Here is a 12,768-nt window from a genome sequence, read left to right as displayed (position 1 = left end):
TCGTTTAAAAATTTATTGTTGCAGTCCCCTGCGGATCTCGCTTTCCAGCAAACCGCTTCCACCGCCGAAATGGCGTATCAGCCTGGTCTTCGGCCCTACAGCGCTAATGTTTTGTTTCAGAATGGTCTCGTCCGGGCTGCTAACCCCGGCGCACAGCAACACCACATCGTAGCTGTGATTGCTCAACTTGAATAAAGCTTCCTCTAAAGAAGAGGCCATTTCACCGTTCCAGTTGTCATGGCTGTTGATAAGCCGGAGCACGACGGCCATGATCGGTGGGTTATAGCCCAATGCGAGTATGCGGATCTTTGTGTTTTCCATCGTCAAAGAAAGTTTAGACGGCGAAGGGCAGGCTCATCGGTACTTCGATCAGTAGCAGCCCGGCTTGATCGCTCAGGGAGCGGATCGTAACCCCTTCACCGTTGTAGATACCCAGGCCATCTCTGTTTTGTAAAACCCTGCCATCTATATCAAAGGCGCCGCCAATCACAAAAGCATAGACACCGTTGTCTTCTTTGTGCATCTGGTACTCCGTTACGGAGGCATTGTCGAAGAAACCCATGCTCATCCAGGTATCTTGCCGGATGGTCACCGTAGCCGCGCCATTGCCGGGCTGGATAAAGGGATACAAATGGTTCTCCCGAAAGGTTCGTGGCAGTGTTATTGCCGTGTAACCGGGCGTAGTATTCAATACGTCGGGATAGATCCAAAGCTGCAGGAAAGCTGCAGGCTGAGTGGGGCTGCCATTATATTCGCTGTGAAATAAACCGGTGCCGGCGCTGATGACCTGTACCGAGCCGACGGAGACCACATTATGATTACCCAGGCTGTCTTCGTGCCGCAGGCTGCCGCTAAGCGGTATGCTGACGATCTCCATATTGTCGTGCGGATGTGTACCGAAGCCGCTGCCACCAGTAAGCACATCGTCGTTGAGCACCCGCAAAGCGCCGAAGCTCATTCGTTTGGGGTTGTAATAATCGGCAAAACTGAATGTTTTTTTACTATCCAGCCAGTCGGAATAATCGTGGCCCCTGGTCTCTGCCTTGTGACATATATATTGTGTCATTGTTTGTGCTATTGATACTGCAAATTTCCGTAGCCGATACCCCCGATACCAATGAACCAGGTCAAGAAATAATCTTAACCTATATTAAGACGAAAGGTATTTCCCGGGTTTTAGGAACCGCTGTATGTAAGGCCTGGCTTATTTTCCAGGTTTTTACCGGTAGTTTGTGTCATCGTGTGTGCCACCAATAAATAGTAATATTTAGATAACGCTTTTGGTCCATATTCTAAATAACGCCGCGACTACCTTTGAGGAATTTCTGCTCTATGTCTCCTGCCCAGATAGACCTGCTCCTCTTCGATTCGGTAAAAGCCGGCGATGTACACGCCTTCAGGATACTGGTGGAAAAATATTCCCTGCTATTGCATGCTTATTGTATGAAGTATATCAAGAATGAATGCGATGCTGAAGAAATCGTGGCAGATGCGTTCATTACCTTATGGGATAAGAAGAGCAGGATCGACATTTCCAGCAGCCTGAAGGCTTATCTATATGCAACTGTAAGAAACCATAGCATCAATTACCTTCGCACATTGAAAAAGGCCCCCCTTCTGGAGAGCATCAGCGAAGAGGCGCCCCTGCATGGCCATAGGGATGCTGTGATCTATCCTTTTGAACCCTCGCATGAGCAAAGAATGACCGAAAGAATGCGGTTGTTGGAAGAGGCTTTGGAACAACTTCCGCCAGCACGGAAAAAAGTATTCCTTATGTTCAGGAGCGGGCTCAAATACGGCCAGATCGCAGATCAGCTCAACCTTTCGGAAAAGACGGTACGAAACCAGATCGACCGTGCCATAAAGCAGCTAAGGGAATATATATCGGAGGCCTTGCCGCTTGGCAATGCCTTTACGCTGTTCCTGCTCACAGCCTGTACCTTATAAACGCCTCCCATGGCGGTTTCCCGTTTGCTTTAATAGCGTTAATAATTTCTTAACCCGGGCGGCATGGGAAAATGACGCAGCTGCTGCGTCCCTCCTGAAGTAGAGAGGGCAATACCGGCCTTCTATCCATTCATCATTATTAAAACAGACGGCGCTTGAAAGCAACGACCCCTGTAAACTGGCAAAGCCTGATGCAAATGGCCAAGGGCTGTGCTACTGACGAGGAACAGCAGCAGGTAGCGGCCTGGATCAAAGCCGACCCTGAACAGCATCGTCCCATATTGGATCATATTACCGAAGTGTATCAGGGGCGTGGCGCTTATGAAGCAGTGCTGCAGGAAAGGATACTGAAAAGGGTAGCGGAGGCGCTGCCGGAAATATTGCCCGTCGCGCCACAGGTGAAGCCCATGGAAACGCCGGACAGGAAATGGCGGCTGCCTGCGCTGCGCAAATGGGCTATAGCAGTCTCTATAGCGCTCATTGTGCTGGTTGTTGCCGGCCGGCAGGAACAAATCCGCAACCTGATCGGCGCCGGTGCGCATAAGGCCTTATGGAAAACAGTAGTTACAGGCTATGGCCAGGAGGCAGCCGTTATGTTGCCAGACGGCTCTGCTGTAAGGCTCGCGCCGGGGAGCCGGCTCCGTTACCCGGAACATTTTGCCGGTAAAGAAAGACAAGTGCAGCTGACCGGGGCAGCCTTCTTCGATGTGCGCAAAAATCCGGCGCAGCCCTTTACTGTAATGACCGGGAAGCTGTTCACCAAAGTACTCGGGACCAGCTTTGAAGTTGTTGCCTATCCCGACGAGCTACAGTCTACCGTAACCTTGATTACCGGCAAAGTAATGGTGCACAACCGTGACAGGCAAAATAACTGGCAAGCTATAGCCTGCCTGACGCCAAATAAAAAGCTGACGCTGGAAAACAAGGCAGCGACATTCAGTATTGATTCCATAAGCATCAGAACAAGCCAGGATATAAAGAATGGTAAGCTTGTTTTTGAGAACAGCACTATGGCAGAGATCGCTATTGGTCTGAAAAGAAAATACAACATCCATGCCCGCTTTAAAGAAGGCTGCCGGCCATCAAAGCATATCTCTGCCACTTTCGATCAATCGATGAGCCTGGAAGACATCAGCCTGGTGCTGGGCAAGGTGTCGGGATTGCATATTACTACAGGCAAAGACAGCATGTATATCAGTTATTAACACGAGCTTACCTTTAAAAACATAAACCAAATGCGGCGCCCGCTAACGTCTACTCATTGCCCCTTTTTCCGTTCTATCCCATTCTTCTTCATCTGTCTGCTCTGGCATATCATACCGGCCGGTAACCTAAAGGCACAGACCAATACCCTGTCATCGGTCAATTGTTCCATTACCTTCAGCAACAATTCGCTTAAGGAAGCGCTGCACCAGCTGGAAGGCCAGATCCCCTATCGTTTTGTCTATACAGAGGAGGATCTTCCCGGCAATGTGAAGATCAATGGCACCTATAGCCGCGTATCCCTATCTACGGTGCTGGACGCCTTGCTGCTCCGGCATCAGCTTAGCTACAGCCTGATCAAGAACAATATTGTCGTAAGCAAGGCAGCTCCCGTGAAGAAGGTAAAGAAGGGCATTCTTTCGGGTAGCATAAAAGATCAGCGTACACAGGAAACGATTATCGGGGCGATGATCTCTGTCGCCGGGCAGTCGTTGCAAAGCGATGCAGACGGCGGGTTCAGCGTCGAGTTGGAAGAAGGCGCCTATAGCCTTACAATAAGCACTGTAGGCTACCAGAATCTCGTGCGGGAAAACATACAGGTGAAAGCCGGCCAGGATACACATTTGACCGTGGATATGAGCCAGGATGCGACGGCGTTGAATGAGGTAGTGGTTACCGAACGTAAGATACAGGGTACCAATATTGCGCTTATCGATCAGATCCGGTCGGCCCGTGCGATCGTGACCGGTATCTCCAAAGAGCAGATCGGCCGGAGCCAGGATCGTGATGCGGCCGAAGTTGTGCGCAGGGTGCCGGGCGTAAGCGTTATTCAGAACCGCTTTATCGTGATCAGGGGTATTCCGCAACGGTATAATTCTGTACTGTTGAATAATGTGACTGCGCCCAGCTTCGAGGCCGATAGCAGGGCGTTTTCGTTTGAGACCATACCCAGCGGTATGATCGACCGCATTCTCATTTATAAGACGGCCGTACCCGAGTTGCCCGGCGACTTTTCGGGAGGCGTAGTCAAAATATTCACCACCGACGTGCCGCCAAGGAATGATCTCAATATCACCTACCAGGCATCGGTGAGGCCCAATACCACCTTTAGGGACTTTTATGAGCAGAAGCAGGGAAAGCGCGCCTGGCTGGGCTTCGACGACGGTACTTATCGTTTGCCGAAGATCGTATCGCCCGAAAATCCGGGCGATATGAATTATAGCCCATACCTGAACAAGAACTGGGATGCCGTTCAGAAGACGGCCGGGCCCGATCATCGCCTGGGGCTGGACTTTACGCGCAATATACCGCTATCGTCCCGGGTCGACCTGGGTGTGGTCGCCAGTGCCAATTACAGCAATGTCTATCAGAGTCGTACGGTTTCCCGTAATCCCGGTCAATCAAGGGAAGAACTGAAGCGGTTCCAGGTCGGATACAACCTGGTCGATAATGTGTACGAGCACGATGTACGGGTAAACGGCATGGCCAATTTCTCCCTCAACATCAACAAAGGCCGGCATATTATCTCTTTCCGGAACCTGTATACACACCTGGGCACTTTTCAGTATATCGACCGGAACGGAGAGGTACGTTCCGATAATGACGATGGACTGGGTCTTACGCGAGGTATGTACATGAAAAACCAGGTGCAGACCAACGCGTTTAAAGGCATTTATAACGGTCAGCTAAGTGGTACGCACCGCTTGTTTGCCAATACACAGGTCGAATGGCTGCTGGGCTACACCAAAAGTATATTCAACGATCCCGATCAGCGTACACGTATGCAGACCACGCCCAGGCAGGGCAGTATATCGGACAGTACAGGACAGCTGATATGGCAAGAGCCTTATAATGTAGACGGCGTGGGCAATGCAGCACAGTGGCGACGCATATTTCTGTACTTGCCCGAGGAGACCAAAACCCTGGCTTTTAATATAACCCAGCCATTGGCCATAGGTAGCTTTAAGCCCACATTGAAAGCCGGATTTTACTTTGAAAAAAAGGAACGGACCTTTTCTTTTGACTGGCTGAATCTTAATGTCGGCAAGGGCAACGACACTGCGCCTACGCTCCTGTACAATGCCAATCCTAACGGCTATTACAGCGCCAGCAACAGGGTCATTGCCGGGTATCTTGCGGCCGAGTTGCCTTTAACTGCCAGGCTTAACCTGTATGGCGGCTTGCGCGTGGAGCATTACAGCCTCAATCTTGTGGGTACGCATTGGGCGACAACGGGCCCTTTGGCCGGAGCGGTTACTGTCGATACGCAAATAGTCGCCTTGCTGCCTTCTGTAAACCTGAGCTATAACCTTTCCGACAAGAGCCTGGTGCGGCTTGCCTATGCCAAAACACTTAACCGTGCAGAGTTCAGGGAGTTGGCTCCTTTCAAGTATTTCGACCTTAATCTCTTCCAGGTCACTTATGGTAATCCCGATATGAGGCCGCAAGTGAACATCCAGAATGTTGATCTCCGTTTTGAGCATTACCCGGCCGTCGGCGAGATGTTCGCCGCCGGCATTTTCTACAAGCACTTTAATCATCCGCCTGAATTGTATGCCCAGGACATGGGCGGCAGCGGTAACACCTATTTCTGGGGCAATGCCGATAAGGCTTCCGTATATGGGGCAGAAATAGAAATGATGCTGGGCTTGCAGCGCTATTGTAAGGGTAGTTCCTGGGTAGCAAAGCAATTGCAAAAGATATCGGTGCTCGCCAATGCAACCTACAGCTTCAGCAAGGTCTCTATGGCCGATAGCTTTATCGCCTTTGGACAGGTAATGAATTTTGGGAAAAGCATCGTTCAGGACCGGCCATTATATGGTCAGTCGCCTTACCTGGTCAATATTGGTGTCAATTTCACCGACAGGGATCTGGGGTTGGAGGCCAATATCTCCTATAATGTTATCGGCCGGCGTATCCTCAACGTAGGCTCGCGTAATAATCCCAATACCTGGGAAATGCCCCGGCATTCGCTCGATCTTACCTTCTCGCAACGCATCAGCAGACACCTTGAGCTGAGAGGTGGCATTCAGAATATACTGAATAGCCGGTTCCGCCTGATGCAGGATGCCGATTACAACGGCACCTTCGATAAAGATCCGGATGTACAGGCCGATAACGTAGAAAGAGACAATCGCTTCCAGAGCTGGTACGATGGCACATGCTATACCCTCGGCTTCCGCTTTCACCTGAATCCCACACGCTGATTTTTCCTGTTTTTAGTTTTGCGCTTTTTCGCATCCCCATGCCGGTGGGTGGCGCGTAACCCTTTATTGTCCCATGTTGGTTGCGGCTTAATACCAAGCTAACGATTCGATAATATGGAACTGTGGGCAAAAGCAATGTTTCCCCTGTCCTAATAGCGAACCCTTGCAAGGCGGAACACCACAACTAAATCAAAAAACTAAAAATCAAAATTTATGAACAAAACATTAATGCTGATGGTTGCTGCAACCCTGTTTGCCGGCGCCGTTACGGCCCAGGATACACTGTCTGGCAACATTACTGTCAACAGGGTACTTACCAGCAACAGGTGCTATTACCTGAGGGGATGTGTTACCGTTAAATCCGGTGTAACACTGGCGATCCAGCCCGGTACCAAAATTTTCGGTCTGGCCCCGCTGAGTCCTTCGCAGCTTTCTACAGCAGGCGCACTCATTATTGAAAGAGGCGCTAAGATCAATGCCGCCGGTACTTCCAGCGCTCCTATCGTATTCACTTCCTCTAAGCCTGCAGGCTCACGTGCCCGTGGCGATTGGGCCGGTATCATTCTTGCCGGTAAAGCGCCTATCAATGTGCCCGGTGGTACTTACCAGGTAGAAGGCGCCTGTGTGCCTGTACTGGCAGGTGGTACCGATGTTGCTGATAATTCTGGTGTAATGACATTCGTACAGATCCACTATGCCGGTATCGCTTTCTCTCCCGACAACGAGATCAACAGCCTTACGCTGGCTGGCGTTGGTAATGGTACCAGGATCGAGAACATTCAGGTAACTAATGCCAATGATGATGCTTTCGAATTCTTTGGTGGTACCGTAAATGCAAAGAACCTGATCGCCCTGGATACAAGAGACGATGACTTCGATACCGATCTGGGCTACAATGGTAAAATACAGTTCGGCCTTTCTATCCGTAAGGACACCACTTCTCACGATATCTCCGGTTCTAACGGTATCGAGTCTGATAATAACAACGTTTCACCCGATTATCTCGGCACACCCAAGACCCGCGCTATCTTCAGCAACTTCACTTTCATCGGACCTAAATATTGCAACCCCGGTATTACACTGAATGCAGAATACGACAACGGTGCGCTTATCCGCAGGAACTCGGCTCATTCCCTGTACAACAGTATCGAAACTTCATGGCCCGACAACGGTCTGTTTGTAAAAGATGCACCCACCGTAGTTAATACTTCCCTGACTTCAGGCGATATGCTGAACTACTCTTTCAACTCACTGTATGATAATGGCACCAACTTTACCGGTTCTACCTGGACTGGTGGTTGCGGCGCTTCTATCCTGGTATGGGCCAATGTAGGTAACATCGGCACTGGCTGCCTGGAGTCTGGCAACCAAACACCCGTGGGTGTTCCTGCCTTCACCAATGCTGCAAGCATCAAGGGCAACTACTGCCAGATCAACCCCAACTTTGCACAAGCTATTATGCTGGATACTGCCGATTTTACCGGCAGCGATCTGACGTCAGGATTTACCGTGGTGAAGTATCGCGGCGCTTTCGGTACTACCGATTGGACTGCCGGCTGGACCACATGGTGTCCCCAGAATCAAATGTTTAGCTGTGGTAGCGGTTTTGCAGCTTTGGCTAAACAAGCCCCTGTTGTCCGTTTTGCACCCAATCCTGCCAGCAACACCACACACGCTATCTTTGAAGCTAACCAGCTGGGCAATGCTCAGATCAACGTTATCGACCAGATCAGCGGACAGGTGCTGAAGGTAGTGAATACCAACATCATTGATCTCGGCGAACAAAATGTAACGCTTGATATCAACGGTCTGAAAGCAGGTACTTACCTGGTTACCGTGCGTCTGAAAGATGGTAGCACGATCAATGGTCAACTTGTTGTTTTATAGTTTATACTTTCCAGCGTTTGTAATCAGAAGGAACCCGAAAGGGTTCTTTCTTTTTTTATGCCCCTCTGTCTCCGGCCAACCATGGCATCCCTAAGGTTAATAATTCCGTAACGCTGCGCCAGTGGGTAGCGGCCGTGGTCCTTGCGTCTTGATGGTGTCATAAAGCAGCTGGCAGGCCGGCCCTTTTTGGTATATCATCCATCACACCCATAAATATGAACAAGAAGTTACTTTTTTTGCTGCTTGCAGCAAGCTGTGGTACGAATATGTACAGCCAGACACAGCCTTTTACCGAACTCTTTTGTCCCGTCGATACCTCTTTCGCCGGCGACTCCCTTGTCATGCCTCCCAGTCCCCTGAAGTACAGCATTCTGCTGCGGGAAGGCGATGTGGCGCATAATATAGAAAAGGGCAACAATGCCCCTGTCAAAGGCGGCTTTGGCGCGCTGGCCTACGATTCAAAGAACATTACGCAATTTTCTACCAATAGCATTAATACCAGTATCGAAGGCGACCTTTACCTGAGCCTGAGAGATAACAAGACCGGCATTACCGGCAACGGCGGCGGCTACCTGAAAATGCATGTGCAGAAGGAAAGCGACAATACCTGGTCTGTGGTACCTCAGTCTTTGGGCGGCGTCAGCGTTAACTACCGCATGTATGATATAGACGGCCTGGGTGGCAGCTTTGGCAATAATGGTATTCATATAGGGGCGCAAACAACCTCTTCGGAAAATGAAAAGGGCAACCTGTTCCTGTATGAGCGCATGGCCTCGGGCAATGCCGATCTCCAGCCTGGTATTACAGAGACGGGTAGCTATACCCTTCCTGCGGGATCGGTAGAGGGAGGCCCTGCAGCCATAGCACGTTACCAGAATATGGGCTGGCTGCTGGAAGCAGACCGCAGTACCGGGAAAATGGTACGTAAAATATATGCTGCAGGACGCGCCGATATTGGTGGCATGCTGGCCCAGTCGACCAAGAGCGATCTTAGTGTTCCGGCTTCCGGTAATATTGAGATCATCTACACCACGCAAACACAACCGGCGGTGCTGCTGCGGTACACGCAGTCGGATAACGGTGTTTATGCATTTAAGCAGGAGGATAACAGTAACGAAGGCGATTGGCTGCTCCTGAACGATAAAGATGTAGACGGCTCCCTGTTCCCCATAGACTTTACGGAATTGCTGGATATACGCAAGCTCGCGCTGCAGAAAGGCGCGACCATGTTCAACCGCCTGGGTAATCTCGTAAAGGCTGAGACAGCTGATGGGGTACATTACCTGCTGGCCGAGACGGGCGGAGAAGACCTGCAGCATTCCTTTACCGATCCCAATCTCATCTATTCGGGCAAGCTGGCCAATCACCTGAAGCTCAGGATGCAGAATACGACGCTCTTTGATCCCTATGGCCGTATACTGAATCTGAGCAAAGACCCGATCAGCGGCAAATGGACGGTAAAGGTGCATATCGAAGGTGGTATATCTATGGATGGCCGGTATATTTTCTCCAATCCCAAGCAGATCAGCAATCTGGGCTTCAGCTACTTCGATTTCAACACTTTCGAGAACGTGCAGAAGAATTATCTCCTGATGAATGAAGAGGTGCCTAACGCCGGCTACCGCAGGAATCCCGGTCATATCTACGACGAGGACAGCCTCATAAATGAAACTTATGTGTTGGACCTTGGCAAGGTAAATCCCGATCCGAGCAGTCTGCGACCCTTTGCCATAGCGCCGCGTGGCGCCGAGATCCAGTCGGTGTTTGGTTATAATCCCGAGTTTTCGCCGGTATTCCTTAGCATACGCTATCCCAATTCCAGCCATACGACCTATAACAAGTCGGTAGTGATCGCCATCAGCAACCTGGAAGAATATTTCGAAAACCCCTCTTCCTGCGGATGGGTAGCACCGCCTCCCGGCTACGATCCCGAGACCGGTAACCCGGTAACCCCTCCGGAGCCGGTATCTATAAATGATCCCAAAACGAACCGGCTCTCTTTCGATGTATGGCCTAACCCGGTCAGCCGTACGTTGTTTTTCTCCGAAACGCAGAAGCAGGTTTGGCTTTATGATGTGCGGGGTGTGTTACAGAAAAAGGCAGACCAGGTGAAGGAACTAAACATAATGGACCTTGTGCCTGGCACCTATTTCCTGCAAAACGACAAGCAACAGCAGAAAAAGATCATTATTCAATAAATCATTCAGGCCGGGTACACGGTGTATTGCCCGGCCTTCCCCATATCATTACGCCGTTCCATGAGCCTGAAACGCCTGTTCCATCCCATATTCCTGCTGGTCTTTCTTTACGCCGCAACGCTATTGACGTCTTGCCGGAAAGAGGAAGATGGCTTTACCTTCCCCGTTGTCCCCTATGAACCGCCACCGCCGCCGGCCACAGAACACGATACCGTGATCAGCGTTAAGGCGCTGCTCAACAACGATAGCTTTACTGCTTTAGGCCGGGCGCTGACCCCATCGGCTGAGGGCCTGGAATTCTCCTTTCTGGGTTTGGATGGTAATTCGCTCTTTGTTGTATTAGGAGCCGACACACCGGGTACTTACGAGATGAAACGTAGCGTATCGATACATACGGCGGTATATTATGTGCAGCAGCAGGCTGTACAGCAAAGCTATACCAGCAGGGCCACTGCTGAGGCAGGTGGCGCCTTTACGGTTACTGCCGTCGACACCGTAACACATAGGATCAAGGGGACTTTCAGCCTGCTCCTCACCTCGAGGACCTATCCCGAACGCTATGATTTCAAGGAAGGCGTATTTGATATCCTGTACAATTTTATGGAGATGACGATCGATGGCCGGAAAATGATTGCCAGTGGCCAGTCGCCGAGTAATTTCAACCAAGGGTCGGCTATAGCGCCCTTCCTGGACAATATCGGCTTTGGCTTTGCCGACGGCGGCTCCTTCATTATTTCTGCCGGCGCCTATGCCGGGCTGAAACAGTACAATTGTACTGCGGTCTATACCAATGGGCAGGGAAAAAAATTCCAGGCTGGTAATGTGCCAATGACGCTGATCCGTTACCATTACGGACAATTCCTGCAGGCCGAATGCGGCCCCGCCGAGCTGACAGCTGAAGATGGGACCAAAGTAACCCTGACCGACGGAAGCTTCGTACAGGGGAATACCAAATAAAAATACAGACCGGAAGGTCATTGTCCCATCACCGTACCAGGTTGAATTGACAGATGCCAGGATCCGCTGCTGAAGCGGGTGCTGGCATTTTTATATTGGTGTTTGGCCGACCGGTATATCAGCGCAGACTTACCGGGCGTCTTTCCTGGTTTTATCTGGAGTGGTGCATAGTACGCCAACCCTTTGCGTCCTGTGCATATCTCTTAGCGTTCGCGGCTAAAGAAAAAGCGGATAACTGCAAGGGTTGCATAAAGAACACGAGGCACTTCCTTACTTTGCGTGCTTTGCGTTTCAAAAAAATCATTCCTTCGCCCGCTCTGCGGTTAAAAATTTTGGATAAGAACAGGCGAAATAATTTTTACTACCTATCCCGATATAGGAAACATTAGTCAAATCGTCCTGCTAACGGCTACTGAGCCCGTCGAAGCACCATTTAATAGCTGTCCTTACCTTCGGTGAGAAAAGTTCGACATGCTCAAAGAACGGAGATTGTTTTGTTTCCTATATGCGGAAGCAATTGTTTTGCTAAAAGAGCAATTTTTATTGAATGTCGATATATTTTTGCCTATATTCGTATTGTCAAATCATATTTTTATGAAAACAAATACCAGACTGATATTGAAAGTGCTCTATATCGTCTCATGGGTCATATTTGTGGGCTTATGCGTCGAGGCCGGCGGTTATCTGGTGAATGCCTTTTTCGCCATGGCCAATCCCGGTATCGTTGATCGTCTGTGGAAAGACGCCGATCTGTCGGATCTGTTCCGCTTTGATAATGGTCATTTTTGTGTCATGAACCTGGCCATCTTCGTGGTTTCGGGCATGAAGGCATGGCTGTTTTACCTCATCATAAAGAACCTGCATGGCAGGAAGCTGGATATTGCCCAGCCGTTCCGTAAGGAGGTGCGTCGTTTTATTACCTGGATGTCCCTGCTGGCCTTGCTGATCGGATTGTTTTCGTTTTGGGGCGCAACTTATGCCGAATGGCTGGCCGGGCAAGGCGTGAAGATGCCCGATGAGCAACATCTGCGCCTGAGTGGCGCCGATGTATGGCTGTTTATGAGCGTTATCCTTTTTGTGATCGCGCAGCTATTTAAAAGAGGGATCGAAATACAAACCGAAAACGAGCTAACCATATAAGCCATGCCAATAATCGTAAACCTTGATGTAATGATGGCCAAACGGAAAATGTCGTTGAATGAGCTTTCGGAGAAAGTAGGCCTTACCTTATCCAATCTTTCCATTCTCAAAACCGGCAAGGCCAAGGCCATACGCTTCAGTACCCTAGAGGCCATTTGTAAAACGCTCGATTGCCAGCCGGGCGATATATTGGAATACAAGACCTCGTAAGGTAGCGCTTCTCGACGTTG

Annotated in this window: 10 protein-coding genes; 8 read left to right on the top strand and 2 right to left on the bottom strand. The window is 50.1% G+C overall.

Translation table 11 applies throughout. The annotated features are described in order from the left end of the window. Positions 1 to 12 precede the first annotated feature (12 nt). Together DZK30_RS08315 and DZK30_RS08310 are read right to left on the bottom strand one after the other, a co-directional pair. Complete coding sequence (locus DZK30_RS08315) at positions 13 to 321, bottom strand: response regulator receiver protein (protein WP_118973664.1); 309 nt, start codon at positions 319 to 321, stop codon at positions 13 to 15. Between the two features lie 13 nt (positions 322 to 334). Further along, on the bottom strand, positions 335 to 1,066 hold the full coding sequence (locus DZK30_RS08310) for a pirin family protein (RefSeq protein WP_118973663.1): 732 nt from the start codon (positions 1,064 to 1,066) through the stop codon (positions 335 to 337). 266 nt (positions 1,067 to 1,332) lie between these two features. Between DZK30_RS08310 and DZK30_RS08305 the strand changes: the two genes are divergently transcribed. From DZK30_RS08305 to DZK30_RS08265, 8 genes are all read left to right on the top strand, one after another. Then, the gene (locus DZK30_RS08305; protein ID WP_118973662.1) at positions 1,333 to 1,947 is read left to right on the top strand and encodes an RNA polymerase sigma factor; all 615 of its coding nucleotides are present in this window, start codon (positions 1,333 to 1,335) and stop codon (positions 1,945 to 1,947) included. 155 nt (positions 1,948 to 2,102) lie between these two features. Next, the gene (locus DZK30_RS08300; RefSeq protein WP_118973661.1) at positions 2,103 to 3,152 is read left to right on the top strand and encodes a FecR family protein; all 1,050 of its coding nucleotides are present in this window, start codon (positions 2,103 to 2,105) and stop codon (positions 3,150 to 3,152) included. Between the two features lie 30 nt (positions 3,153 to 3,182). Further along, positions 3,183 to 6,356 (top strand): TonB-dependent receptor domain-containing protein, encoded by a 3,174-nt coding sequence (locus tag DZK30_RS08295; protein WP_118973660.1) that lies wholly within the window; start codon positions 3,183 to 3,185, stop codon positions 6,354 to 6,356. 213 nt (positions 6,357 to 6,569) lie between these two features. Continuing rightward, complete coding sequence (locus DZK30_RS08290) at positions 6,570 to 8,243, top strand: T9SS type A sorting domain-containing protein (RefSeq protein ID WP_118973659.1); 1,674 nt, start codon at positions 6,570 to 6,572, stop codon at positions 8,241 to 8,243. Between the two features lie 215 nt (positions 8,244 to 8,458). Then, complete coding sequence (locus DZK30_RS08285) at positions 8,459 to 10,441, top strand: T9SS type A sorting domain-containing protein (protein WP_118973658.1); 1,983 nt, start codon at positions 8,459 to 8,461, stop codon at positions 10,439 to 10,441. Between the two features lie 60 nt (positions 10,442 to 10,501). Continuing rightward, the gene (locus DZK30_RS08280; RefSeq protein ID WP_118973657.1) at positions 10,502 to 11,398 is read left to right on the top strand and encodes a DUF6252 family protein; all 897 of its coding nucleotides are present in this window, start codon (positions 10,502 to 10,504) and stop codon (positions 11,396 to 11,398) included. Between the two features lie 594 nt (positions 11,399 to 11,992). Continuing rightward, positions 11,993 to 12,538 carry a DUF2975 domain-containing protein gene (locus DZK30_RS08270; RefSeq protein ID WP_118974018.1) on the top strand — a complete coding sequence of 182 codons (546 nt, stop codon included), beginning with the start codon at positions 11,993 to 11,995 and terminating at the stop codon, positions 12,536 to 12,538. A gap of 3 nt (positions 12,539 to 12,541) precedes the next feature. Next, entirely contained in the window at positions 12,542 to 12,748 is a 207-nt protein-coding gene (locus tag DZK30_RS08265; protein ID WP_118973655.1) for a helix-turn-helix domain-containing protein, read from the top strand. The last annotated feature ends 20 nt before the right edge of the window (positions 12,749 to 12,768 follow it).

Origin of the sequence: Taibaiella koreensis, from assembly GCF_003545715.1 — a bacterium.
Lineage (GTDB): Bacteria > Bacteroidota > Bacteroidia > Chitinophagales > Chitinophagaceae > Taibaiella > Taibaiella koreensis.
Note: the sequence above shows the minus strand (reverse complement) of the source record. Positions and strands in the feature narration are given on the sequence as shown.